The 26,359-nt window shown below is 54.3% G+C and carries 22 protein-coding genes and 1 pseudogene; 15 read left to right on the top strand and 8 right to left on the bottom strand.

What is annotated here, in order from left to right:
- Window positions 1-477 precede the first annotated feature (477 nt).
- Together gltB and ABD931_RS21765 are read left to right on the top strand one after the other, a co-directional pair.
- A complete protein-coding gene (gene gltB / locus ABD931_RS21770; RefSeq protein WP_345270075.1) occupies window positions 478-5,061 on the top strand; it encodes a glutamate synthase large subunit in 4,584 nt (1,527 codons plus the stop codon).
- A gap of 91 nt (window positions 5,062-5,152) precedes the next feature.
- A complete protein-coding gene (locus ABD931_RS21765; RefSeq protein ID WP_345270073.1) occupies window positions 5,153-6,643 on the top strand; it encodes a glutamate synthase subunit beta in 1,491 nt (496 codons plus the stop codon).
- A 73-nt stretch (window positions 6,644-6,716) separates the two neighbouring features.
- On the opposite strand, the gene ABD931_RS21760 is transcribed toward ABD931_RS21765, so the two are convergent.
- Window positions 6,717-9,359 carry a DUF7133 domain-containing protein gene (locus ABD931_RS21760; protein WP_345270072.1) on the bottom strand — a complete coding sequence of 881 codons (2,643 nt, stop codon included), beginning with the start codon at window positions 9,357-9,359 and terminating at the stop codon, window positions 6,717-6,719.
- Between the two features lie 161 nt (window positions 9,360-9,520).
- Here ABD931_RS21760 and ABD931_RS21755 point away from each other — a divergent pair, with 161 nt between their 5' ends.
- Together ABD931_RS21755 and ABD931_RS21750 are read left to right on the top strand one after the other, a co-directional pair.
- Window positions 9,521-10,471: a threonine ammonia-lyase gene (locus ABD931_RS21755; protein WP_345270071.1), complete on the top strand. Its 951-nt coding sequence runs from the start codon at window positions 9,521-9,523 to the stop codon at window positions 10,469-10,471.
- 237 nt (window positions 10,472-10,708) lie between these two features.
- On the top strand, window positions 10,709-11,536 hold the full coding sequence (locus ABD931_RS21750) for a sterol desaturase family protein (protein WP_345270070.1): 828 nt from the start codon (window positions 10,709-10,711) through the stop codon (window positions 11,534-11,536).
- 3 nt (window positions 11,537-11,539) lie between these two features.
- Here the strand turns inward: ABD931_RS21750 and ABD931_RS21745 are convergent, their stop codons facing one another.
- The 3 genes from ABD931_RS21745 to ABD931_RS21735 all read right to left on the bottom strand — a co-directional run bounded on the left by ABD931_RS21745 (window position 11,540) and on the right by ABD931_RS21735 (window position 16,152).
- A complete protein-coding gene (locus ABD931_RS21745) occupies window positions 11,540-13,093 on the bottom strand; it encodes a M20/M25/M40 family metallo-hydrolase (RefSeq protein ID WP_345270069.1) in 1,554 nt (517 codons plus the stop codon).
- 48 nt (window positions 13,094-13,141) lie between these two features.
- Window positions 13,142-14,107 (bottom strand): sugar phosphate isomerase/epimerase family protein, encoded by a 966-nt coding sequence (locus ABD931_RS21740; RefSeq protein WP_345270068.1) that lies wholly within the window; start codon window positions 14,105-14,107, stop codon window positions 13,142-13,144.
- Window positions 14,108-14,778: 671 nt separating this feature from the next.
- Window positions 14,779-16,152: a TrpB-like pyridoxal phosphate-dependent enzyme gene (locus ABD931_RS21735; RefSeq protein WP_345270067.1), complete on the bottom strand. Its 1,374-nt coding sequence runs from the start codon at window positions 16,150-16,152 to the stop codon at window positions 14,779-14,781.
- A 47-nt stretch (window positions 16,153-16,199) separates the two neighbouring features.
- On the opposite strand from ABD931_RS21735, the gene ABD931_RS21730 reads away from it, so the two are divergent.
- Window positions 16,200-16,622, top strand: coding sequence for a GNAT family N-acetyltransferase (locus ABD931_RS21730; protein WP_345270065.1), 423 nt, complete (start codon window positions 16,200-16,202; stop codon window positions 16,620-16,622).
- A gap of 25 nt (window positions 16,623-16,647) precedes the next feature.
- Here ABD931_RS21730 and ABD931_RS21725 read toward each other — a convergent pair whose 3' ends face one another.
- Entirely contained in the window at window positions 16,648-17,568 is a 921-nt protein-coding gene (locus tag ABD931_RS21725) for a phosphotransferase family protein (RefSeq protein ID WP_345270064.1), read from the bottom strand.
- Between the two features lie 157 nt (window positions 17,569-17,725).
- Here ABD931_RS21725 and ABD931_RS21720 point away from each other — a divergent pair, with 157 nt between their 5' ends.
- From ABD931_RS21720 to ABD931_RS21695, 6 genes are all read left to right on the top strand, one after another.
- A complete protein-coding gene (locus ABD931_RS21720; protein ID WP_345270063.1) occupies window positions 17,726-18,187 on the top strand; it encodes an alpha/beta fold hydrolase in 462 nt (153 codons plus the stop codon).
- Window positions 18,188-18,189: 2 nt separating this feature from the next.
- Window positions 18,190-18,516 (top strand): alpha/beta hydrolase family protein, encoded by a 327-nt coding sequence (locus tag ABD931_RS21715; protein ID WP_345270062.1) that lies wholly within the window; start codon window positions 18,190-18,192, stop codon window positions 18,514-18,516.
- 299 nt (window positions 18,517-18,815) lie between these two features.
- Complete coding sequence (locus ABD931_RS21710; protein WP_345270061.1) at window positions 18,816-19,235, top strand: hypothetical protein; 420 nt, start codon at window positions 18,816-18,818, stop codon at window positions 19,233-19,235.
- A 149-nt stretch (window positions 19,236-19,384) separates the two neighbouring features.
- The gene (locus ABD931_RS21705; RefSeq protein ID WP_345270060.1) at window positions 19,385-20,368 is read left to right on the top strand and encodes an alpha/beta hydrolase; all 984 of its coding nucleotides are present in this window, start codon (window positions 19,385-19,387) and stop codon (window positions 20,366-20,368) included.
- 23 nt (window positions 20,369-20,391) lie between these two features.
- Complete coding sequence (locus ABD931_RS21700) at window positions 20,392-20,778, top strand: DUF3471 domain-containing protein (RefSeq protein WP_345270059.1); 387 nt, start codon at window positions 20,392-20,394, stop codon at window positions 20,776-20,778.
- Between the two features lie 92 nt (window positions 20,779-20,870).
- Window positions 20,871-21,356: a DUF2165 family protein gene (locus ABD931_RS21695; protein ID WP_345270058.1), complete on the top strand. Its 486-nt coding sequence runs from the start codon at window positions 20,871-20,873 to the stop codon at window positions 21,354-21,356.
- 44 nt (window positions 21,357-21,400) lie between these two features.
- Here the strand turns inward: ABD931_RS21695 and ABD931_RS21690 are convergent, their stop codons facing one another.
- Both ABD931_RS21690 and ABD931_RS21685 read right to left on the bottom strand, forming a co-directional pair.
- On the bottom strand, window positions 21,401-22,354 hold the full coding sequence (locus ABD931_RS21690) for an AraC family transcriptional regulator (protein ID WP_345270057.1): 954 nt from the start codon (window positions 22,352-22,354) through the stop codon (window positions 21,401-21,403).
- 336 nt (window positions 22,355-22,690) lie between these two features.
- Window positions 22,691-23,527: a hypothetical protein gene (locus tag ABD931_RS21685; RefSeq protein ID WP_345270056.1), complete on the bottom strand. Its 837-nt coding sequence runs from the start codon at window positions 23,525-23,527 to the stop codon at window positions 22,691-22,693.
- 318 nt (window positions 23,528-23,845) lie between these two features.
- Between ABD931_RS21685 and ABD931_RS21680 the strand changes: the two genes are divergently transcribed.
- The 3 genes and pseudogenes from ABD931_RS21680 (at window position 23,846) to ABD931_RS21670 (ending at window position 24,311) form a co-directional block, all read left to right on the top strand.
- Window positions 23,846-23,992: a hypothetical protein gene (locus ABD931_RS21680; RefSeq protein WP_345270055.1), complete on the top strand. Its 147-nt coding sequence runs from the start codon at window positions 23,846-23,848 to the stop codon at window positions 23,990-23,992.
- Between the two features lie 56 nt (window positions 23,993-24,048).
- Window positions 24,049-24,099 (top strand): annotated as a pseudogene (locus ABD931_RS21675) (hypothetical protein); the annotation flags it as partial.
- 56 nt (window positions 24,100-24,155) lie between these two features.
- The gene (locus tag ABD931_RS21670; protein ID WP_345270195.1) at window positions 24,156-24,311 is read left to right on the top strand and encodes a hypothetical protein; all 156 of its coding nucleotides are present in this window, start codon (window positions 24,156-24,158) and stop codon (window positions 24,309-24,311) included.
- Window positions 24,312-24,329: 18 nt separating this feature from the next.
- Here ABD931_RS21670 and ABD931_RS21665 read toward each other — a convergent pair whose 3' ends face one another.
- Entirely contained in the window at window positions 24,330-25,142 is an 813-nt protein-coding gene (locus ABD931_RS21665; RefSeq protein ID WP_345270054.1) for a class I SAM-dependent methyltransferase, read from the bottom strand.
- 530 nt (window positions 25,143-25,672) lie between these two features.
- On the opposite strand from ABD931_RS21665, the gene ABD931_RS21660 reads away from it, so the two are divergent.
- Window positions 25,673-26,356, top strand: a complete 684-nt coding sequence (locus ABD931_RS21660; RefSeq protein WP_345270052.1) for an MCP four helix bundle domain-containing protein — start codon at window positions 25,673-25,675, stop codon at window positions 26,354-26,356.
- Window positions 26,357-26,359 lie beyond the last annotated feature (3 nt).

Here is a 26,359-nt window from a genome sequence, read left to right as displayed (position 1 = left end):
AAAAAGATTGATATTTTTTGAATTAAGGTAGGGTAATTACTTATTATAAGCAAACTGGTTTGAGCAAGCGGTTACTACCAGCTATTGACCTGACTCCGGAACGGATATGCTTTTCTGAAACCTGATGGGATGAATAACCTTTAGCGCACCTATTATGGATAAATGGTCAAAGACAGCTAACAACTAATAACTTAGTTAGAACATTTCTGCTGGTAACGCATAAAAACTAAAAAATGAAAGGTTGGTTTTCTTTAAAATTCTATTCATTAAAAGAGAAAGATTAGTATAAATCTCATAATATAGATGCATACGAATATTATTCCGCCAATCGCTATTTTAACCAAATCTTTTATGTATTATATTGCATGACTTTATCACAAACGCTCCTAAAAAGCCGCTTTCTTCAAATTTTAATAAGTGGCTATTAATTCTTCGAATTGTTAAATTTTCAATGGCCTAACCAACCTAGTTACGCCCATGGCTGACCAGATTGACCAACGGGAGCACCAGCCTGCTGACTTCCGGATACCCGCTACTGAGGGCCTCTACCGGTCCGAATTTGAACACGACGCCTGTGGCATCGGCTTTGTCGCCCACATCAAGGGTCGTAAATCGCACCAGATTGTTGCCGACGGCCTGTCGATGCTCAGGCGTATGGACCACCGCGGAGCCTGTGGCTGCGAACCTAATACCGGTGATGGCGCGGGCATTTTACTCCAGATTCCCCACGAGTTCTTCGTTGACGAGTGCCGCAAGCTCAATATTGCCTTGCCCCCGGCGCTGGAATACGGCGTGGGTATGGTGTATTTTCCGAAGGAACAGCGCCTGCGCGACGAATGCCGGGCGGTCCTGAACCGAAAGATCAAGAAACTGGGCCTTCACCTGCTGGGCTACCGGGTTGTACCGGTCGATAACAGTGACCTGGGCGAAGGCTCCCGGTCCTGCGAACCCCAGATGGAGCAGGTATTTATCCGTCGCCCGTCTACTATTACAAACGCCGACGATTTTGAGCGTAAACTATACGTACTAAGAAATCATAGTACCCGCATGATTAACGAAACCGTGGCGGGTGTTGATAATTTCTATTTCTCCTCACTCTCCTGCCGGACCATTACGTATAAAGGTCAGCTCACAACCGGTCAGTTGGAGCAGTACTTCCCCGACCTGCAGCACGAAGAAGTGGTTTCGGCACTGGCGGTCATTCACTCACGCTTTTCGACTAATACGTTCCCGTCGTGGAAACTGGCGCAGCCGTTCCGGTACATTGCCCATAACGGAGAAATTAACACCGTGAAGGGTAACGTCAACTGGATAAAGGCGGCAGAAGCGCTGCTGGAGTCGTCGAAGTTCACGAAAGAAGAACTCGACATGCTGCGGCCGATCTGCGATCATAATCAGTCGGATTCGGCTAACCTCGACAATGCCATCGAACTGCTGGTGATGAGCGGGCGGTCGTTGCCGCACGTCATGATGATGCTGATTCCGGAAGCCTGGGACGGCAACGAGCAGATGGACCCCGCCCGGCGTGCGTTCTATGAATATCATGCAGCCCTGATGGAACCCTGGGACGGCCCGGCCTCTATTTCGTTCACCGACGGCCGCATTGTGGGCGCTACCCTCGACCGGAATGGGCTGCGTCCGTCGCGTTTCTGGGTCACCGAAGACGATGTCGTGATTATGGCGTCGGAAGCGGGGGTGCTGGACGTTGATCAGGCGAAGGTAGTGAAGAAAGGGCGTCTGCAACCGGGCAAAATGTTTGTGGTTGATCTGGAGCAGGGCCGCATTATCGCCGACGAAGAGCTGAAAGCCGACATCTGCGCCCGGCAGCCGTACCAGGAGTGGCTGGACGAGTATAAAATGCGTATCTCGGGTCTGGAAGCTCCGGTGCGCTCGTACAACCGCTACGACGAGAAGACCCTGCTGAAGCGCCAGAAGGCCTTCGGGATGACCTCCGAAGACCTCCGCATGATCCTGGCTCCTATGGCGGAGACCGGCAAAGAAGCACTCGGTTCAATGGGTACCGATGTGCCGCTGGCCGTTTTGTCGGACCAGAGTCAGCACATGGCCAACTACTTCAAGCAGTTGTTTGCGCAGGTAACCAACCCGCCCATCGACCCCATCCGGGAGCGGTCCATCATGTCGCTGATCTCGTTCGTGGGTGCTACCTACAACCTGCTCACCGAAACGCCCCAGCACTGCCGGCAGGTAGAACTGGACCAGCCGGTGCTGACCACCGAAGAATTTGATAAGCTGCGGTTCATTGACCGGCACCACTTCCAGGCCAAGACGCTGAACACCTATTTCCGGGCCGATGCCGGTGGTGCTGGCCTGGAGCGGGCGCTGGAGCGGGTTTGCCGCTACGCCGAAGACGCCATCGAAGACGGCTTTGAGATCATTATTCTCTCTGACCGGGCTATCGACTCCGACCACGCGCCCATTCCGTCGCTGCTGGTTACGGCGGCCGTACACCACCACCTGATCCGCCAGGGTCTGCGCGGCAAAGTAGGTATTCTGGTGGAAGCAGGTGATGTGTGGGAAACGCACCATTTTGCTACGCTGATCGGTTATGGTGCGGCCGGTATCAACCCCTACATGGCGTTTGAGAGCATCGCCAATATGAGGGAGCAGGGGCTGCTCGAGAGCGACTACCCTGTCGATAAACTTTACAAAAACTACATTAAAGCCGTGAACGGCGAGTTGCTCAAGATCTTCTCGAAGATGGGCATCTCGACCCTGCAGTCGTACCAGGGCGCGCAAATTTTTGAGTGCCTGGGCCTGAACAAAGAGGTTGTTGACCATTATTTCACCGGTACGGTTTCCCGTATTGGTGGAATGGGTCTGGAGGAAATTGCGCGGGAGGTAGAGGTACGGCACCGGGCCGCTTTCCCCGAAAAGCCAATCGCTTCTGCCCAGCGGCTGGAAGTGGGCGGTGTGTACCAGTGGAAACAGCGCGGAGAACGTCACTTGTTCAACCCGGATACCATTCACCTGCTACAGCACTCGACCAAAACGAACGACTACCAGGTTTATAAAAAATACGCGAAGCTCATCGACGATCAGACGCAGCAGGCCATGACCCTGCGCGGCCTGTTGAAGTTCAAAAAAGGCAATCCGGTACCGCTCGATGAAGTAGAACCGATTGAGTCGATCTTCAAACGGTTCGCCACGGGAGCCATGTCGTTCGGCTCTATTTCGTGGGAAGCCCACACGACGCTGGCTATTGCCATGAACCGCATCGGCGGCAAGAGCAACTCCGGCGAAGGCGGTGAAGACGAAATCCGCTACCAGCCCGACGAAAACGGCAACAACCTGAGTTCGGCGATCAAGCAGGTAGCCTCCGGTCGCTTTGGCGTAACGAGCTATTACCTGACCAACGCCAAAGAGCTGCAAATCAAAATGGCGCAGGGAGCCAAGCCCGGCGAGGGTGGTCAGTTACCCGGTCATAAGGTGGACGAGTGGATCGGTCGCGTGCGGCACTCCACACCGGGTGTAGGTCTGATCTCTCCCCCGCCCCACCACGATATCTACTCCATTGAGGACCTGGCCCAGCTCATCTTCGACCTGAAGAATGCCAACCGGGCCGCCCGCATCAGCGTGAAGCTGGTATCGGAAGCCGGCGTAGGCACCATCGCTACCGGCGTTGCCAAAGCCCATGCCGACCACATCCTGATTTCGGGACACGATGGCGGTACGGGAGCCTCTCCGCTGAGTTCAATCCGGCACGCGGGTCTGCCCTGGGAACTGGGGCTGGCCGAAACGCACCAGACGCTGGTGAAAAACAAACTGCGCGGCCGCGTCACCATTCAGGCCGACGGACAAATTCGGACCGGTCGTGACCTCGCCATTGCGGCCCTGCTGGGTGCCGAAGAGTTCGGCGTAGCCACGGCCGCGCTGGTCGCTACCGGCTGCATTATGATGCGCAAGTGCCATCTGAACACCTGCCCGGTAGGCGTAGCGACCCAGAACAAAGAGTTGCGGGCCTTATTTACAGGGAAGCCGGAATATGTGGTGAACATGTTCACGTTCCTGGCTATGGAACTCCGCGAGATCATGGCCGAACTGGGCTTCCGCACCGTCGACGAAATGGTGGGTCAGGTGCAGATGCTGGAAATGCGCAGGGATATTCAGCACTGGAAGTACAAGAACGTAGACCTGTCGGCGCTGCTGTACAAAGAGCCGGTGAGCCTGGATGTAGCCCTCTACAAACAGGAAGAACAGGATCACGGCATAGCGGATATTCTGGATTGGGACTTCCTGTTGAAGGCTAAGCCCGCCCTGGAAGAAGCCGAGCCGGTGGCAGCCGATTATAAAGTCATCAACCTGAACCGTTCGCTGGGCACAATGCTGTCCAATGAAATATCCAGGGTGTACGGTGGTCCCGGCCTGCCCGACGGCACGATCCACTTCAAGTTTCGCGGTACGGCCGGTCAGAGCTTCGGCGCGTTCAACACGCGGGGTGTCACCCTCGAACTGGAAGGCGACGCCAACGACTACTTCGGTAAGGGTCTCTGCGGGGCGGAACTGATTGTTTATCCGGACCGGACGGCGAAGTTTAAGCCGGAGGAAAACAGCATTGTCGGTAACGTATCGTTCTACGGCGCTACCTCCGGCGAAGCCTTTATCCGCGGCATGGCCGGTGAGCGCTTTGCCGTGCGTAATTCGGGCGCGAAAGTGGTGGTAGAAGGCATAGGCGACCACGGGTGTGAATACATGACGGGTGGGCTGGCGATTATTCTGGGCGAAACCGGCCGCAACTTTGCCGCCGGCATGAGCGGGGGTATCGCTTACGTCTTCGACCCGAACGGCGTGTTCCCGGATCGCTGCAACCAGGAGATGGTGGAACTGGAAACGCCGGATGAAGCCGACCGGCAAACGCTGCGTGCCTATATCGAGAAGCACCAGCAGTTGACCGGCAGTACGGTAGCCGCCGGCATTCTGGAGAACTGGGCAGAAACCTCCCGCCAGTTTGTCAAGGTATTCCCGACCGACTACAAGAAGGCCCTGCTCACCCGCAAAGCTGAGCAGGCCGCAGAGACAGTTAGCGTATCCGCTTTAAGGTAGTTTCAGGTTTCAGGTAGGCTAACGCACCAGCGCTAACCTGGAACCTGAAACAATGTAAAATCGCAATTCACCTATTCATAAATAATATCCCATGGGAAAGCCCACTGGATTTTTAGAATTCACCCGCGAACTGCCGAAGAAGCGCAACCCACAGGAGCGGATTCACGATTATAAGGAAATTGAAATGCCGTTTACGGAGGCCGACTCGCAGAAGCAGGCGGCCCGCTGTATGGACTGCGGCACCCCTTTCTGCCATAGCGGCTGTCCGCTGGGCAATATCATACCGGAGTTCAACGATGCCGTTTACGAGCAGAACTGGGCCTACGCCTACGAAATTCTGGCGTCGACCAACAACTTCCCGGAATTTACGGGCCGTATCTGCCCCGCCCCCTGCGAATCGTCCTGCGTGCTGGGCATCAACAAACCGCCCGTTGCCATTGAGTTTATCGAGAAATCGATCATTGAAGCCGCTTTTGCCAAAGGCCTGGTGACACCCCAGATTCCTGCCAAACGGACAGGCAAGAAAGTGGCCATTGTCGGCTCCGGACCGGCGGGTCTGGCGGCTGCGGCCCAGTTGAACAAAGCCGGTCATTCCGTAACAGTATTCGAACGGGCCGATCAGATTGGGGGTCTGCTGCGCTACGGAATCCCTGATTTTAAGCTGGAGAAGTGGGTGATCGACCGCCGGTTGCAGGTGATGGAAGACGAAGGCGTGGTGTTTAAAACCAACACCAACGTTGGCGTAGATATCAAAGCCAACGAACTCATGGAGCAATTTGACCTGGTGATGCTCACCGGCGGCTCCACCGTGCCCCGTGACCTGGCCATACCAGGCCGCGAGCTGAACGGCATACACTTTGCGATGGAGTTCCTGAGCCAGCAGAACAAGCGGGTATCCGAACTGCCGGTCAAAAAAGATCATCAGGGCGCTGAGTACACCCACGGCGACATCTGGGCAACGGGCAAAAACGTAGTCGTGATCGGCGGTGGCGACACCGGCTCCGACTGCGTAGGAACCTCCAACCGCCACGGTGCCGCAACCGTGACGCAGATCGAACTGATGCCGATGCCGCCCAAAGAGCGGGCCGAAAGTACACCCTGGCCCAACTGGCCCATGATGGTACGTACCTCGACCTCGCACGAAGAAGGCTGCGACCGGTACTGGTCCATCAATACCAAGGCGTTCATTGGCGACGAAAACGGGAATTTGAAAGCCCTGCGAATTGTAGACCTGGAGTGGAAGAGCGTTAACGGCCGGATGCAGATGGTTGAGGTACCAGGCTCCGAGCGTGATATGCCCTGCGAACTGGCACTGCTGGCGGCCGGCTTCCTGTACCCGCAGCACCAGGGGCTACTGGATGAACTGGGCGTGGAGTACGACGAGCGCGGGAACGTAAAAGCCAGCAACTACCAGACCACCACCAACCCGAAGGTATTTGCCGCCGGCGATATGCGCCGGGGTCAGTCGCTGGTGGTGTGGGCTATCTCGGAAGGCCGCGAAGCCGCCCGCCAGGCCGATCTGTATCTGATGGGAGATACGCTGCTGGAAGCTAAAGCCAAGTCGATGTTTGCAACGGTGTAACACCCATATAAACGATTAATACAAAGCCGCCGGTCTCTCAACCGGCGGCTTTGCTTTATAAACGGATGCGCTGCTATTTCTGCTGCGCCAGAAATGTAATCAGCGAAGCGAATTCATCGTAAGACAAGGCGTTGGCCAGACCGGCCGGCATCATGGAGGTATCCATTTCTTTGCGGCTCAGCACATCAGCTTTCCGGACGGTGTACACCTGCCCGGTAATGTCCCGCATCACCAGCCGGGTAGCCGATTCTTCCGTGATAAATCCGGTATAGCTCTTGTTGCCTTTGGCCGTTACCAGTACCGTCGAAAATCCCTGCGAGATGGATGCGTTGGGCTTGAGAATAGACTCGGCAATCTGCTCCCGCGTCATAATAGAGCCGATCTGACCCATAAAGGGGCCTTTCATCGGCTCGTTCCTCGCGAGGCTGTGACAGGCTACGCAACCCTGCTGGGTAAACAGCGTTTTACCCAGAGCGGGTTCGCCCGGAATTTTGGCAATGGCCAGCATAACGTCTTCAATGGAAGCCTCGCCCACCTGTCCCTTTTTGCTCCGGATCTTCTCCAGGTCGACTTTGCGCTCCTCCTGAACAACTACAGGCTCCTCCTGGCCGAATTCGGCAATTTCCAGCCGGAGCCGGCTATTCAAGTCAGTGAAAAAGGGCTTGTCATTGGCTTGTTTCCACGCATCCAGCAACAGGTTCTTTATCGCCAGGGACGATTCCCAGTCAATGGCTTTGTAGTAGGGGCCGTGGGTATCCGGGCGGGTGCTCCACCACCACGACGCATCATACGGCGCTTCTTTTTTGTACAGCCGCGCGAGGGTTATCAGGAGCTGCTGCTTAAGCCGGTCATCCCTGGTCTGCTTATACGCCTGAATCATCCCATCCACGGCGGCCGGCGTGTGCATATACCGAAGTGCCCACAGGGCCAGAGTGCTGTTTGGCGAGCCAATTGCCTGCACACAGGCTTCTACGGCGTTTAGTTTCACCAGCGACTGCACCGCCACATGGGCCGGTACAATAGCGGCATTCGGTTTGGCGTGCGGCCCTTCTGTGCCTTTGACCGGTGCGGCAAAGGACTCAGGAACCCTCACCTGCAACAGCGTTTGGGCCGCTTCTTTCCGCTCCAGCCGGCCCAGGCCAATCAATGCTGCCACCTGAACCCGCTCCGACGGATCGTTCGCCCCGGCCAGGAAAGGCTCCAGCGGCACCTTGTTTACCAGCGGCTTGCGGTCGGCCAGCGCCCGTAGCGCAAACTCACGCATGGGTGCATCCTGCGTCAGTGTAACCAGGTTGCCGATACCAGCCTCGCCGGCAGCCTGCGCGTAGGTAAACATACCCGCCACCCGGTTTGCCAACGGCAATTTTTTATCGGTGGCTATGTTCCAGGCCGCTTTAGCTGTCTGCTTTACCGGCCGGGTCAGCAGTTCCTGTGATGCCTGCAACCGGGCTACGGCACTATTCGATTTGAGCAGATTAGTCAGTTGCTTAACCGACGCTTTCTTTACATCGGGAAACGCCTGGTAGGTCCAGTTCTGCGGAATGGCACGCACCACAAACCCTTTGTTGGGATTACCCATGTAACCCGCCCCGTTCCAAGCTGCCATGTACAACCGGCCCGATCCGTCGACATCGACATCCGAGATCTGCGGCAGTTTGATAAACTCTTCTTCCTGCTGGGTGAAGCTGGCCCGGTCCGGCGTTACCCGGTGAATATACAACTGGTTTCTTCCCCAGTCGGCCATCATCGGTACCTGGTTGTATTTCTGGGGCCAGGTAGGTTCGTCCAGGAACAGCGAGCCCGTACCCGAACCGCCCCCTACATCAACCAGCGCCGGAATAATTTCATCGGTGAAGTTCTTGAACAGCACCGGGTAACCATATTCGCCGGACTGTATCTGGTGCGAGAAACGGATGTTCCAGCCGCCCCCGTCGTTGGTGTTGTCGCGGGTAAACACATTCATGTAGGGGTCAATGGCCACATCGTAGATATTGCGCAGGCCGTGGGAAAACAGCTCCATTTCGGTGCCATCGGGTCGTACGCGCACGATGCCTCCGCCCAGCATAGTCAGCTTTTTGCCGGAACGGTCAACGGCGTTGTGGAAGCCAAAGTCCCCAACCGCGATGTAGATCCAGCCGTCGATGCCCATCCGTATACCATTGGTGGCATGGTCGACACCCCGTTCCTGGATGAACCTGGGGTTGCTGATGTGCTGAATGAGGGGCCTCGAAGGGCCATCAGCCACCCCATCCCGGTTCTTATCGTCAAATACAACCAGATCCATACCCGTAGCTTTGCCCGTTTCCGGCGAAAAGATAGCGTGCAGCACAAACAACTGATCGCCCAGGGCAATGATGCCGCGTGGGTTGTTCACTTCCGCAAATACCGTATGCGCGTCTGCTTTGCCGTCGTTATCGGTGTCGACCAGCCGGACAATGCTGCCCAGGTTCGGCTTTTTACCCAGCGACCCCTGCTTATCAACGCCTACGAAGATCTCTCCGGTAGCCGCTACCGCCAGACAGGCCGGACTGGGTGTCAGTTCCGGGCCGGAAAAATAGGTCAGATTAATATCCACCGGCCAGCGGACGGCTTTCAGCAACGAGTCTGCACCGGGTTTATACAGCGCGTGGCCCGACGGCCGGGTGACGGTCTTATCGGTAGGTGCCCAGGAAAACAAAAAGAAGGCGGCAATGAGGGTAAAGGTAAACTTTATCATATCACATGTTCGGGATTAGTATAGAAAGCCTGATGCGTCGGATTTATAACCGAAAAAGAACCAGCAATTATACCCTAATCCGGCAGCAGCCCCGAATGAGAAAAGCGTCCGTTTGGCAACGGCGGCTTTTTCGTAACTTTCGCTGCCCAATCGCACAAACCATGATTACCCTCGAAACCATTCAGGAGGCCCACGACCGCATCCGGCCCTATATTCACCGCACCCCCGTTCTGACCAACCAGACCATCAACCAACGCTCGGGTGCCGATATTTACTTTAAACCTGAGAATTTCCAGAAAATTGGTGCCTTTAAAGCGCGTGGTGGGGTCAATGCCGTGTTGCAGCTTACCCCCGACGACCTGACTAATGGGGTAACCACCCACTCTTCCGGTAACCACGCGCAGGCGATTGCCTATGCCGCCCGGCAGGTGGGTACCAAAGCGTACATTGTGATGCCGCGCACGGCCCCGCAGGTGAAGAAAGAAGCTGTCCTCGGCTACGGTGCCGAGGTGATTGAATGCGAACCCACGCTGGAGGCCCGCGAAACCGGGGTTCAGGAGGTGATGACCCGCACCGGTGCCGTGATGGTTCACCCCTTCGATGACGACCGGGTGATTGCCGGACAGGCCACGGCCGCCAAAGAACTCATTGAAGATGCCGGACAGGACAAGCCGTTTGACATCCTGATGGCTCCCGTCGGCGGGGGCGGTCTGCTGAGCGGTACGGCGCTTGCTACGCATTACCTCTCTCCTACAACCATCGTGATTGCCGGAGAGCCGGAAGGAGCCGCCGACGCCATCCAGTCGTTTCAGTCCGGCCGCGTCGAGAAAGCGCCCTACATCAACACCATTGCCGATGGTTTGCTGACGACCCTCAGCGAGCGGACCCTGGGCTATATCCGGCAGCACGTCGCCGACATTCTGACCGTTTCGGACCCGGAGATTACGGCGGCCATGCGGCTGGTCTGGGAACGGATGAAAATCATTATCGAGCCCTCCTGTGCCGTACCCCTCGCGGTGGTACTGAAACATCCCGACCGCTTTGCCGGAAAAAAAGTAGGCATAATTCTGACCGGCGGCAACGTCGACCTGGGAAAACTGCCGTTTAGTTAACCATCTACCCCACCCGCCCAAGAGAGTGTCATGCTGCGGTTTAAACGCCGATTATGCATGACACTCTTTTCTATTAACATCTATCCAATTGATTTTCAAGCTTCTACAAAGCAGACGCGTTCGTTACAAATTTTTAACAATTGCGGAATAGGGGGCGTTGTTTACATAAAGGTCTTCATAAGGGAGCAGCCAACGCTGCTTCTGGAATTCCATGTTTCACCACACCATTCCAGACTTATGAACGTACAACAGCTTGAGCAGGACCTGCCACCTATCCTATTGTATGCCGTCCCGATTCTTATTCTGGCATTGCTTATCGAGTGGCTCATCATCCGCATTCATCCGGAAAAAGACTACGACGGAGCCGATTTCCGGGCGTCGCTGGGCATCGGCATCGGCAGCCTGATTATTAATGCCCTCCTGAAAAGCTTTATGCTGGCCCTGGGTATTTTCTTTTACGAATTGACACCCTGGCGCATCCCGCCTACCTGGTGGTCGTGGCTGGTGGCGCTGGTGGTTATAGACTTCTGCAATTACCTGGCTCACTACACGGCGCATAAGCAACGTGTCTGGTGGGCAACGCACGTGACGCATCATTCGTCGGAGCACCTGAACCTGTCGACGGCCTTCCGCAACTCCTGGACGCAGCACCTGAAGATCATTTTCTTCATACCAGCCTGGCTTACCGGCGTTCATCCGGTGATTGCGTTCTCCTGCTACCAGCTTGATCTGCTGTACCAGTTCTGGATTCATACGGAAGTGATTGGCCGGCTACCCCGCTGGTTCGAGTTCATCTTCGTGACGCCCTCGCACCACCGCGTCCACCACGGCAGCAATGACGCTTACCTGGACAAGAACTTCGGCTCCATGCTGATTGTCTGGGACCGGCTGTTTGGTACGTTTCAGGAGGAAACCGAGACACCGAAGTATGGCTTAACCAAACCCGTCGAATCGCAGAACGTAGTTTACCTCAACTTCCACGAATGGCGCGACATCTGGCACGACCTGCGCAAGACCAGGTCGCTGAAAGGAGCCGTAAAGGTGCTATTTGGCCCACCAGTGTAGGCACTACTTCACGTCTGGTTGGGTCAGAATGGCCAGCCAGGTCTTTACGCCGTCTACATAATTGCCCAGCCGGAGGTTTTCATTGGCCGCGTGCTGATTGTTATCCATATTGACCATCGGTACGTGAATGGCCGGGATGTTCAGCACCCGGATAAACGGCGCAATGGGCACCGATCCGCCACCTATCCGGATCTTGACCGGCTCTTGCCCAAAGGCACGGGTCATGGCCGCCGACAGCCAGCGGTCGGGGTAGATGCCAAACTCCGTCCGCACCGGCAGCATGGCAATCACGGATTTCACCGAAATCAGCTTCGGGTACTTCTGACGCTCTTCATCCGTCGGCTCACGGTCCAGAACATGGTACCCCTGGCTGCGGATGTGGTTCAGGACGAGGTCGATCAATCGCTGGGAGTCGGTCTCAGGCACGGTGCGAATGTCGATCTCCGCTACGGCTTTGTCAGGCACGATGGTGTTTGACTTCTCGCCCACGTTGGCGCTGACCAGCCCGCGAATGTTAAGGGACGGGTACTGCAACGCTTCCTGGTAGTTCCGGCCCACCTTATCGGGTTGGGCAAAGCCTACCTTCTGCCGGATGGCCTCTTCGTTGTCGGGCACGGCGGCCAGGATGTTGCGGGCATTTTCGTCGATGGTGATGCCGTCGTAGTAACCGGGTATGGTCACGCGGCCGTCTTCGTCCTTCATAGACGCCAGCAACTGCGCCATCCGAAGTGCCGGGTTTGGGGCGTAATTGCCATAGTGTCCGCTGTGCTGCGATACGCGGGGGCCGTAGGTCGTCAGTGTCAGTTCGGTGATGCCGCGGCAGCCGTACGAGAGCGTTGGTCGGTTCGAGAGGTGGCGGGGACCGTCCATGATCATCAGGAAGTCGGCGGCCAGTTTGTCGCGGTACTGCTGCACGGCGGCCGGCAGGTTGGGAGCGCCCATCTCCTCTTCGCTATCCAGCAGCACTTTCAGATTATAGCGCTGCCCGATTTTCTCTTTCTGCATCATATCCAGAGCCGCCAGCATCATGGCAATGGGCCCTTTGTCGTCGGAGACGGCGCGGGCGTAAATGCGCCACTCCGGGTCATAACTGGTTTGCAGCGTCTGCCAGCCCATAGCCTCCCACTGGCCCCCGGCGTTCATGCGCTTGAGTACCGGCTTATACGGCGACTCCTGCTGCCAGGCCGACGGCTCCACCGGCTGCCCGTCGAAGTGCATGTAAAACAGCAGGGTTTTTAGTGGGCCCGACGGAGCCGCATCGGCTTTCCGTTCGGCAAAGACCACCGGGTGCCCTTTGGTCGGCAAAAACTCTACCGAAAAGCCGCGCCGGCCAAACGCATTACGCAGCCAGTCCAGATTAGGCTGAACGTGCTCTTTGATGTAGGCGTTGCTCGGCAGGCTGATAAAGTCATACAACTCGCCGTAGTAGTTCCGGATATGTTTCTGCACGATACCGTCCAGGGTTGACTGGTTCAGTGGTTGAACGGTTGATTTGGGTTGGGCGGTTGTGCTGAGCGAGAGGCAGAGCAGGGAAACGAGTAATAGGGTTTGTTTCATATAGTTTTTATTTACCCCCAACCCCCTGAAGGGGGTTGGGGGTGAAGTTCACAACCCAGCCTCCTTCAAATACCCCCGCAATACTACCAGATCCTTGCTGATGGCCTTGTATACCGAATCGCGTGGGATGGAGATGGTCCGGTGCCCCTCTTCAGCCCCGCCGATGGGGTGTTCGACGTGGAAGGAAAGCGGGACCTGGAGGTTGTATTGTTTCACTAGTTTAAAGAACGCTGGAAAGTCGACCATACCCTGCCCCAGCGGTACGTTGACCACCTTCCACCGGCCATTAACCTTTTCCCAGACAAAATCCTTGATGGCCAGTATCCGGATGTGCGGCTGAATCAGCCGCAGGCCCAGCGGCCAGGCCGTGCCGCCTTCCACCACCGCATGCCGGATATCATACTGACTGCCCATGGCCGGGCTATTGACGGCATTCAGCACCTGGGCCACATCCCAGACCACCGAGCCGAAGCTGGTGCCGGCATGATTCTGATAGACTCCAACAAGGTTTAACTGCTGATTGAATTTCGCCAGTTCGGCAAGCTGCCGTTCAACCTGTTTCATGGCGGCCGGAATTGGCTGATCGCTGGGGTACGACAGCCAGTCTGTGCGGTAATAACGGATACCTTGCCGGCCGGCCGTTTCCAGCAGCGTCCGGCTTTGGGCATCCGATGCCTGGGTAACTTTGGTGGTCATCATCGGACACTGTATGCCGCGCTTCCGCAGAGCCTCCACCGCTTTGGGCAGGTCTTCCTTTACCCGTGCCGGTTCGACATGCCCATCCGGACGCACGGTAAGGTCGACCCCATCCAGCCCCAGATCGGCGGCTACTGCGGCCAGTTCGTTCCAGTTCAGGAACTGCAGGCATTTGGAGAAGATATGAATGCTGAACGGCTTCACAACGTCGCCGGCAGCCGCTGTAGCGGATTGCGTAGCGGTAAGCGGGTTTATCAGGCTGGCCGCAGCCAGCCCTTTCAGGGCCTCCCGGCGCGGAATAACACAATTGAGTGACATAGGTGTAAGGGTGACGCTAAGTAGTAGGTGAATGAGGTAATCATGTCGTTAACGATAGGATGACCGATCTTGTAGCCGATTTGTCGGACCACTGCCAATTAATTGATTTGAATTAATTAACTGCCGAATCCCGTTCCCGGGCCACTGTCTCGGGAATAACCCATGTAAGAGCCGGAAGCCTACACTCGTCCGCTTCTGTGGCACGAGACGGGCGTGGTACACCGGTCGGTCGCAATGGATTATAAAAGCCCTATCGAAGGGCGTTGTATGCTATTGGCGACATAGTCGTGCACCTTACCCGTCTCGCGATACAATCCGTTCGGGCGGGTCGGCTAACGAGCGAAAGCTACAACCCAGGGATTTTATCTGAATCGTCCATCTATCAGCATGAGTATGTTTTCGTATAAGCGGAACTTCTCATCGACAAAAACCAATGGCCAGCTTTGGCAAACTGCTGTTGCCAGAAGCAGCCTGTCAAATGGATCACGGTGCTACTCATATAACGGTATGGTCGGATAGGCAGCAATATGCTCATTGGCTACTGGTAAAATCCTGAACCCGTCCAATACTGCCTGTTGCATTAGCTCGTCGACTGACACCTTAAAGAAGGGCAGTTTACCGATCTTTAGTTTTACGGCAATTTCCATAAAGCTGATTTGACCTCATCTTCATTACACGCAGGCAATAACCGGCGTATCCAGTTCGGCCAGCGACGCGCTGATTTCTTCCTGTGTTACCTCATGCTCCACCAGTTTGCCCGACAGGTACTGCTCGTACGCGCCCATGTCGAAATGGCCGTGGCCGCAGAGGTTGAACAGAATGGTTTTGGGCTCACCTGCTTCGTCGGCCTGCTTCGCTTCCCGAATCACCGTCGCAATGGCGTGGGTAGCCTCCGGAGCCGGAACAATGCCTTCGGTGCGGGCAAACAGGATCCCCGACTCAAAGCATTCCAACTGCTTCAGCGACTGCGCTTCGATCAGGCCGTCTTTCAGCAACTGGCTCACAATGGCACCGGCTCCGTGGTAGCGCAGCCCACCAGCATGAATCGGCGCGGGCACAAAGTTATGGCCGAGGGTGTACATCGGCAGCAGGGGCGTCATGCCTACGGTATCGCCCAGGTCGTAGCGGAACTCCCCACGGGTCAGTTTGGGGCAGGAGGCCGGCTCGGCCGCAATGCAGCGGATGGTTTTGCCTTCGGTCAGGTTGTAGCGCAGGAACGGGAAGGCAATACCGGCAAAGTTGGAACCACCACCGAAGGGTGCCACCACAATGTCGGGCATATCGCCGGCTTTCTCCAACTGCTTAATGGATTCCAGGCCGATCACCGTCTGGTGCATAAGCACGTGGTTGAGTACGCTGCCCAGGGCATATTTGGTCTGCTCGTCCTGCATGGCCAGTTCCACCGCTTCTGAAATGGCAATACCGAGGCTGCCAGGTGAATTGGGGTCCTGCGCCAGAATCTTCCGGCCCGATTCGGTACGGTCGGAGGGCGAAGGGTACACATTGGCACCCCAGGTGTTCATCAGAATTTTGCGGTAGGGTTTGCCCTCGTAGCTGACCCGTACCATGTACACCTCGCACTCGATGCCGAACAGCTGACAGGCAAAACTCAGCGCACTACCCCACTGACCGGCACCGGTTTCGGTGGTGATGCGTTTTACGCCCTCCTGTTTGTTGTAGTACGCCTGCGGCACGGCCGTGTTGGGTTTGTGCGAACCGGCCGGACTGACGCCCTCGTATTTGTAATAGATTTTAGACGACGTACCCAGGGCCTTTTCCAGGCCGTAGGCGCGGTACATCGGCGTAGGCCGCCAGATTTTGTAGACATCGCGGACCTCCTCCGGAATGTCCACCCAGGTATCGCCGGTTACCTCCTGCTTAATCAGTTCCATCGGGAACAGTGGAGTCAGCATTTCAGGGCCAATGGGCTCTTTGGTGCCGGGATGCAGCGGAGGCAAAGGCTTGTTGGGCATATCGGCCACGATGTTGTACCACTGGCGGGGTATTTCGTTTTCCGTTAAGGTAATCTTCCTGATTTGACTCATTTTTGTAGGGGCTTATACAGACCCGAAACCTACAAAAAAACCGGAAGATGCTCAATATAAGTACCCCAGGTATTCAAATTATACCGGCGGAAGCGACTTACCCGCTCCGACATCAGGTGCTGTGGCCGGACAAACCGCTGGATTATGTGAAGATAGAGGAGGATGCGGCCGGATTCCACTACGGCGCATTTATCGGCCCGGAGCTGGTAGCGGTGATCTCCTTGTTTGTCAACGAGGGCGTTGCCCGGTTCCGCAAGTTCGCCACGCATCCGGATTACCAGCGGCAGGGTATCGGCACCCAGCTACTGAACCGGGTTATCGACGAAGCCAGGGCACAGGGAGCGCATACGCTCTGGTGTGATGCCCGGCAGGAGACGGCGGCTTTTTACCGGAAGTTCGGAATGGCCGTCGAAGGGGATGTGTTCTACAAAGGAGCGATTCCCTACAATAAAATGGTGCTGACTTTGTGAAAGGGTGTAGTGCATGACGGTAAGATTACATCGAAATTTTACCAACCAATTGACTTACATATGCGTCATACCGGCTGGTGATTAATTCGTCCATCAGCCCTGTAACGCCAAACTCCCGCCAGGGTGGGTATACAGCCGGTGGCCCAGGTAAAAACTCCAGGGCAGCTACAACATCCCAGTACGGTTCATGCCGGAATGACGGGGCAGCCGCTTGATAGGCTGCTAAAAACTGCTCCGCTTCGGCAATGCCCATCAGCAACGCCAGGTTCAGGCGGCAATGCCCCACATCGACGCCCGGCGGACCTTCACAGGCATTCGGCCAGTCCACAATGGCAGAGAGTTGGTCCTTGTTCCACAAGATATTCGTTGGATGGTAATCCCGATGCAGCAGGCAGGTGGTTCCCTCCGGTGGAACCTGGCCGGCAATGGCCAGCGCCTGCTGCCAGACAGCCGGTTGTCCTGACCAGTCGGGAATTCGTAACTGTTCCGGTTGATTGTACCGGTAGTACTTCCAGGCAAAATCGCCGGGGGGTATGGCATGAATCCGCGCCAGCATACCCGCCATATCGGCCAGCCAGCGGTGCAGGTTTTTCGGCTGAAGGTCTACCTGACCCTCCAGATGGGTCATTAACACCATCGGCATTCCGGCTATAGCTCCGGTTTCATCGACGGCTATCAATCGCGGTGCGGGCAGGTCGGTAGACGCCAGTTTCTGTAACGTTGCGGCTTCGTGCCGGGCAATGTCGGGCTCCTCTGCCTGCCAGACTTGGTCATCGAACAACCGAAGAACAAGCTGCTCTGGATGGCGTTTCCCGTGCAGGTGACAACGGTACAGCGAGGTAGCCGTACTACCGGCCATACGCTCTGCCGATAATAGCGTTGTCTTTGTACGTTCTTCTATCCACCGGACTATCTCATGACGAAGTCCCATCCCCTGAAAAAGCATAAATTTTTGTAGGTGAGGCTACATAGCTTAAAGGCAATATTTCCCCTAATTTTAATGTCAATTAATTGCCTTTACCAATCCTAAACTTGTCGTTTTTTTACTTGTCAACCCCTTTACTGGTGAAATAAATTTGTTGTAACACTAAACCGTTACGATAATGAGAACCAACCTATTACTTCTGCTCATTGTTAGCCTGGTTCAATCCGTATCCTTTGCTCAACCCAAAACGTACATGTTGGTTCATGGTGCCTGGTGCTGGAAAAATGTAAAACCAATGCTCGAAGCTTCTGGCAATAAAGTATTCGCACCTGATTTACCGGGTCATGGCGATGATAAGACACCAGTTTCAATGGTGATCTTTGATGATTATGTAGACAAAATAGTCAATGTGGCCAATTCTCAACCTGGTCCTGTCGTTTTAGTCGGTCACTCAATGGCAGGTGTTGTTATCGCTCAAGCTGCCGAGAACTTAAAAAAAGGAAAAGTAGAAATGTTGGTATTTTTAGATGCCTTCATGCCAAACAATGGAGATTCCGTGTTTGGATTGGTAGAAAAGCGACCGTTCAAAACAAGGCCAATGGCATTAAGCCGTTTGAGCCAAGTCTCGTTGCAAGCCTGATTATGTCAGAGGATCAAAAAACTACGATGGTTAAACCGGAAATGGTCGGCCAATTGTTTTACCACGATTACTCTTCAACTGATTTGGCCTTTGCCAAAGCACATTTAAGCTGGCAATCTTTGGCTTGCCTGTCAACACCTGTGAATCTGACAAGCGATCGGTATGGGATAATACCAAAAGTTTACATTCTTTGTACCGAAGCAAAAGATTTGGACAAAAGCACGCTGGTCCAAAATGTTCCTTGCCAGAAGGTTTATAAGCTTTCTAGTAGTCACTCACCATTTTTCTCGATGCCAGCGCAACTAACCGCTATCCTCGGTGAATTATGATTTTCCGCAAGATACTACCCTGCCCTGCTTTGCAATCGATCATCAGACACTTCCTGCTGGTCAATTTGTATGGTGACTTTAACCATACAACTCCATACCCCACACGTCCCGAGCAGGCACTCGTCTTTTTTGCACGCGGTTTCATCGAATCCCACGATCCGTTGACAAACACTACCTCAAAAATAGCGTCCAATGCCTTATTCGGGCAACAGGTATCGAGACGTAATTTCCTGGTAAATGCTGCTTCTGAATTCCTTATGTTAATGGTTGTATTTCAGCCCGGTGCCATGCATTGATTATTGGGTTTTTCCAGTAACGAGTTAACAGGCGAATTTTGTGATGCCGAATCGGTGATCAGTTCGGAATTAAAATCCGTTAACGATCGAATTGCCAATTCGGGTGACTATTTTGAAATGATAAAACACGTCGAAACCTTTTTACTTGGAAAACTGCCTAAAATTAAGGTAAGCAATCATCCCATTGACAAAATTGGACAATTGCTTACCTACAATCCAAACCCATTCTCATTGGATTGGATTGCCGACCAAGCCAATTTGAGTCCCCGTCAGTTTGAAAGAAAATTCTCCGAGCGCATCGGAATTGGGCCTAAGCTTTATAGTCGAATCAGTAAATTTTTTCTAACCCTAGACTTTAAAGAGCAAAAACCTGAGATCGACTGGCTCACCGTAGCTCTTCATTATGGATATACAGTGCAGTAACCACGGCTACTGGTGGCCCACCATCCGTTCAGCCGACAGCAATTCCCCCCTTCTGTTCTTCAATCCAGCCGATAATTTCGCGACGCAGCATACCCGCTTGTAAAAGCCGGAAATTTAGTAGCTTTGTTTAGACCTCTTTCTTCAGTCCTATGAAATGGTTTCGCCATTCCCTGCGCATCTTCTTCGGTATTCTCGTCCTGCTCAATGTTATTCTGGCTTTTCATGCCAACCGGTTCACCTACTTCTACGATAATCCCCGGAAACTACCCGCGAGAAAAGCCGAAGAATACACCACAGCCGAAAAGCTAACCGGCTCCCTGTTTGGGATGAAGTTTATCAAATCAGTGGTTGATGGCTTTCCGCAGGTGCCGCACGAGACCGTTCGGCTGCTGACCAACGACGGCTTTCTGCTCGAAGGCTGGTATGTCCCGGCCCGGCAACCACAGGGCACGGTGATCCTGTGCCACGGCCACGCATCCAATAAAGCGAAGATCCTGGCGGAAACCCAGTATTTCCACGAACTGGACTACAACACACTGTCGTTCGACTTCCGGGCGCACGGCAACAGTTCGGGCAATGTCTGCACCATCGGCTATCGCGAAACGCGTGACCTGGAAGCCGCTTATGAGTACGTAGCCGGCCGGGGCGAGCAGAACATTGTGCTGTGGGGGGTATCTATGGGGGCGGCTACCATTCTGAAAGCCATACCGGAGCATAACCTGAAACCCAGCCGGATTATTCTGGAATGCCCGTTTGCGACGATGTACGATGCTGTGAAAGGCCGCATCCGCACCATGCACCTGCCCGAAAGTCCAGCTTCCGAACTGCTGTTACTATGGGGAGGGCTACAACGCGGTATGTGGTCGTTCGGCTACCGCCCCGATGCCTACGCCAGAGACCTGACCATGCCTGTACTGCTTAACTGGGGCGCTCGGGACCCACGGGTGTTGCGCCACGAAACAGATACTATTTTCCGGAATCTGGGAAGCCGTCACAAACAACTGGTTATCTACGAGAACTCGGCCCACCAGTCGTTCTGCAAAAACGAAGAAGCGAAGTGGAAGGAGGCCATCAGCCGGTTCTTGCCGGTAGCTGCCCAGCCTGCTACCGCCCCTATTGCCGTTTTGAACTAACCCAAAAACCAATACCTTTACCTATGAGCATTTTACTGATTACGGCCCTGCTGCTAAGTATGTATTCGGTTGTTCCGCCGGCTTCGGCCCACGGGCTTACCCCTCCGGTCACCGCTTCGGTATCGGCCGACGATAAAGAGCTTCAGGCATACGCCGGCACCTACACTTTCGCCGACAATGGCACGTTCCAAAAGCTTACCATTACGGTTGAAAACGGTGAACTCTACGGGCAGGTCGACAGCAATGAACGCTATAAACTGGTAAAGCAGTCGGAACCCGACACATACAAATCAACCAGCTCCTACGGCTCCGTTTACACGTTCACCCGCGATGCAACCACCAAAGCCGTGACGGGCTTCCGGATGAAAATCATGGACTACAACCTGGAGGGCACGAAAGACAAACAGTAGAACCTCCTTTATTTTTTCCGCTTACGAAATTGTCTGTGCCCACACGCATGGACAATTTTTGTTTGTTACCTTGCCGGTATTCCTACCCTCTTATGAACAGCCGACTCATCAAGATTCTCTTCAGCGGGGCCGTGGGCCTGTACCTGTCGCTGGTCTGCCTGAACAACGTGGTCGATTATCCGTCCAATTTTGAGTTTGTCCGGATGGTTACCCAGATGACGGATACCTTCTCGCTGGAGCGCAACGGCTGGCGGGCCATTCACCACGAAGGCATTCAGTACGCCCTGTTCATCCTGATTATCGGCGGAGAGTTCAGCAGCGCCCTACTGATCTTTACGGGTGTTTTCCGCATGATCCGGCGGTTCCGGGCACCGGCCAACGAGTTCAGACAAGCGAAACAAGCCGTAACGATGGGCTTAGCCCTGGGGGTTTTGTTGTGGTTTACAGTATTTATCGCCGTTGGCGGTGAATGGTTCCTGATGTGGCAGTCCAAAACCTGGAACGCCCAGAACACGGGTTTCCAGCTCACGGCCTGCTTTCTGCTGTTTTTGCTCTACCATACACAGAAAGATGCCTGAGGTTACCGGTCCCTGCCGGAGATAAGCTGCAAATGTGGGCTTACTTAACCAACGGCCAGGGTACCCCGCCGGCGCATTTTAGCCGCTGGTATCCCAAAGGTTCGCTTAAACCGGCGGCAGAAATAAGCCGTGTCCTTATACCCCACCCGGCTCCCTATCTCCTTGATACTCGTGCGCGAATCGCCCAGCAGCGCCAGAGCCGCTTCCATGCGCTGATATTCGATATAGTCCTGCGGGTTCATACCCGTCCGCTGTTTGAAATACTGGCCCAGGTAATCCTCCGACACATGGGCTATGTTGGCCAGCGCCTTATTGGAGAGATCCCCGCCTAAATTTTCTTTGATATACGCGAAGAGGCCGATCAGCCGTGGATCGTTGAAGTAGGTGCTGTTGGTTACCAGTTGCTCCACAAACAGACCCTTCGCCAGCATGTACCGGATAATACCAACAACCAGTTCTTCAGTCTTGTTCCGGATCAGCCGGTCTTTACCCGCCTGTTCCAGAGAGACCTCCAGTAACACCCGATCCAGGGATTCGGTCAGCGATAAGGCCGGCGGGCCATGGGTTTCCGAACGGACTGCCGGCGAAATGATAAACGGGGGAACATCCAGAGCCGCAAAAAAATCGACCTGATCGAAAACCGTAGCGCCAAACGAGATATAGCCGAACGAGTTGGGGAACTGACCCAGCAACTGGGGGTCCGCCTTGACCTGCAGGTATTGGCCGGAATCGGTCAGCAAGGCCTCCGGCGAAAGGATATGCGCCTTGGCTGCCTCGCCCAGCGTCATCTCCAGGGATGTGCCCGCCGGAATAAACAGCAGGTCACCGGCCTCCAGTTTACCCAGGCCTTTTATGGTTACATTACCCTCGTAAACCCGTAGCAGTACGTTTAGGGCGTGATTGTTTCCGGTGATGGTGAGCGACTGAAGCCAGTGCCGGTACTCGGCCCGGCTAACGTTTACTACCAGAGATTCAATAATTTTATTGTAGGTATACATACATGTTCAGGTTGATGATGGTCTTCTGTTTACAGGCCGCACAACAGCGTCGGAACCGGTGCTTTTGCAAGCGGCTTTCCGGCATACAGCCGGAGTATTCAGAAATACACAGCACCAATAACAAAATATTCCAACTACCATCCAACCCAAACGATAATTTTTAGACAATGGGCTTCAAAACTTCATAAAAAATTAAAATTAAACCGTACGATAGTAATAAATGTGATTTTAGACAAAAGCCTCAGAAAACAAGAAGAATCACTTACTATTCAAAGCTAAAATTCAGCAAAACGTCAGAAATCCCTCAAAAACATCTTTATAAACAACCCTCCTTCATCAGGGCACCGGTCTCATGATAAACGCCATGATATGGCCCCATACATCCGTTAGCGGCAGGGTAAAATAAAGGGTCTGACCAAGCAGATAAATAAGCAGGCTGTTGCGTAAGGCAGAGATAGGGCGCTTATACCGATAATCGTTCCACAGCAACAGGGCCAGCGTTGTATTCGCCAGAAAGAACGCTATAATTTCAATGGGTAGTCCGGCGGGCAGACTCTCCAGCCCGAGAATAAATACGACAATACGGTCGACGGTAGGTCCCAGCAGCGATAAGGCCGCAGCGACCATATACCGGGCGTGAACGGCTGACCGCTTCCGGTTGAGGATAGCCATTGTATAAAATGTAGCGAACATAGCGAGCCAGAATACTACTACCGATACGTATGCAGCAGCCTGCCGCTGTAGTTCGTCGGAGGCCAGTGGAGACAGGCTCTGAGCCGCTTTTTGCTGGGCATCGGCGATAAAGCGGTAGTAGGTATCCCGCAGCATCAGAAAGCCGGAGAATATGGCCAGCGGCACTACCCAATAACTGATCCGGCCCACCCTGCGATGCAGAGCCACTTTTTTGTATTTAATCAAAAACGGCTGGGCAATCAGCATACCAATCCAGATTGCCATTAACCCAAAATGGATATGGATAATGGCGGCCTGCGGTTGCAGGATTTTCGACAGGTAAGTATGGTAGAATCCGGCCAGAACCAGAATAATCAGCAGCAGGAACCAGTAGCCGAGGTTATTATACGCACTGGCGGAGGTGCCTCGCCTTTCTGCGGAGAGCGCATACCCTTTCGGATGGATTAGGTAGGGGTTAGGACGATACGGTTTTCGTTTCATTGAACTGAGGGGTAAAACAATTCCTGAAAACTATTCGCCATTGAATGTACATAAATTTTAGCACCACAGCTATTCATCACCAGAACCGGACGCAGATTATTTAACAAACCAATCGTCTAATATCTTTCCAGTCTGCATAGTAAGTATACTATGTTTAAACAGACAAACACCCGGGACAACGCCTGGCCGCTTTTCCGGCCATTGTGACCGGAGGGCTCCCGCATTGGCGAGGCTATTTGTAACCCTTTGCCTGGGAAAGTGCCCGCGTGCTGGTAGCCGGCCTGCCGGAAGACCCTGTCGACGCGATAGCACCGGAAATTGAAAAGCAGGCCGGTATTGACCGCCGGCTCCGAATCCGCTCTGGTTGGCACTGCACAGGTAGCTCCCTACGGGGGGACCAAAGGCTTTATGCATGCCTTCTGCAAAGGGCTGGCATCGGAACAGGCGCAATTTGGCGTGCGGTAACCCTTGTTACACCCGGCCCGATTGATACGGCCTGGACGCATAAGCAAACCGGACCGATGGCTAAGGAGAGGGAGCAGCTTAACACCGCAGCTACGCCGATGAGCCGCCGGGGCAGGCCCGAAGAAGTGGCCAATGTGTACCTGTTCCTGGCGTCCGATGAGGCTTGTACGTCACGGGCGCTATTTACTCTGTCGACGGCGGCATCACCATCAGCAAAAAACCCGTTGGCGAGAAAGCCGATACGCACCTGAACAAGGAGCCAACCGACGAACTGGACCTGGAACACGCCATAGACGGACACACATCGATACGGAGATAAAGCCGGCTTTATCCGGCGCTACTCCTCTTGTTTAACCCCCTGAGCCACCCAGGCCTGCATTCGGCTGGCGGGGCTTTCGAATCCAAATCGTTCCCCTATGGCTTTGGATGCGGCCTCGATAATCCGGGGCAGCAGGTCGGGCCGTCTTTCCTGAATGATCGGGTACAGCGGGGTACCCAGCAACAGCCCCCTGGCAATGGCTTCCGGCGACTCTCCTACCGATTGCTTCGCTATCAGTTCAACCGAAATATCCTGAAAGCCCGCGTTCTCAAGCCAGCTCCGAATCTGATGCTGGTCATGCATGGAGAACGGGATATTGAAAAAATTGGGCGGACTATCCGGAAAAAACTGCGCAACGACCTGGTTTGTCAGATCCGATGTCTGGTTGTACGCCAGTTTATCCCAGGTGTTGAACAGCAAACGCCCACCCGGCCGCAGCACGCGGTACACTTCGCCAAAAGCCAGGGGTTTGTCCGGCACAAACATAAACCCGAACTGACACACCACCAGATCAAACGTATGATCGTCGAACGGCAGCGCCTGCATATCGGCTACCTGCCATTCCATGTTTTCCCCGGAAATCAGTTGCCGGGCTATGGTCAGCATATCCGGATTCAGGTCGGTGGCAACCAGCCGCGTGGCAGCCGGAAAATGCTGCCGGAGGTGACGGGTTACCCGACCTGTTCCGCAGGCAAGCTCCAGCACAGCCTCAGCCGGGTGGTCGATGTGCCCTATCAGGTCTTTGGCGTAAGGCTCGAACAGGTAAGGGCCCAGGTACTTCTCATAGTTCTTAGGGACAGTTCCGGTAAAGGCAACATGGTTGGGATTCATAGCGTGAGGGGATTGAGCGTGAAAATAACCAGCAAAAGTTAGTAAATAGATTGGCGCTCTGACAACTTACCGACTGTCTGGTCCATTTAGTTTCTTAAGGGTCTGGCAGTTAATTAACACGCCTGCTGATTTCCATCCTGTTTTGCCCCTGTCCTCCTGCTTTATTCCGGCGGTATCTGTTTAAACCAGCCTCTTTTCCCGCTTGCTGCCACGAAACTTTTCCTACTGCTGCGTTTGCTGTACCCGCTGCTTAGTATTGCCCGGGTAGCCTACTCCGCCCGGCTAAAGCGGAACCGGTCCAGAACACCCGGTCGTTTCCGGGCACTGTCATCGACCAGCCGGGACCTAAACCAGTGAGCGCTCGCTTTATTCTCCTTTGCGGTCTTCGGAATTGAAACAAGGTATACGTTGCCAGACCGTTGTATAAACCAGCCTTATGTTGTACATTAACTATTTCATTAGGGGTATATTGAAATGAACCCGTTATTTCGTTCTATATTGGGACGTATAGTACCTTCGTCAGCACGTGTATGAAGTGGTCATTTGTCATTCAGCAGAAAATAAAGGCAGCGTTGCTGCTCACGGGTATCATGGTGTTTGTTACCCTGAATACCGTTATTAGCCGGAGTAACATTCGTGGTATCGATAAATCGTTCTCCTCGATTTACCAGGACCGGCTGCTCCCGGCCGTTGACCTGGTCTATCTGAGTGAAAACCTGTACAACAAACGGCTCCTGCTGGAGGAGCATCTTATGGCAGGCAACCGGCTTACCCCCACGCAGATTCGGGGCCAGCTAAGCCACTACAACGCGCGGATCGACTCGCTGATCCGGAAGGTAGAAGAAACGTACCTGATCCAGAAAGAGTCGGAAAGCCTGCAGGCGTTTAAGCAGTCTGTACAGACGTATGCCGGCATGGAGCAACGCATGCTAAGCCTAAGCGAAACCGGCCAGACAGCAGCGCGTAATAAACTGTATACGACCGACAGCGCCGTTCCGTTCCGCAGTGCCATCCGCCACCTCAATGAGCTGACCAATATCCAGTCGGAAGTGGGCCGGCAGTTGATGAAAGAATCCCACTCCGAATCGGCCATGGTCGATCTGATTGCCACGCTGCAGATTGCCCTGGCTATTATTACAGGGGCCCTGATCCTGGGCCTGATTCATAGCTCCAGCATTATCAAACAGAACCCGCGGTCGTTTCCGCTTAACTGAGCC

The organism is Nibrella viscosa (genome assembly GCF_039541875.1).
Classification (GTDB): domain Bacteria; phylum Bacteroidota; class Bacteroidia; order Cytophagales; family Spirosomataceae; genus Nibrella; species Nibrella viscosa.
This window is presented reverse-complemented; position numbering and strand designations above follow the sequence as displayed.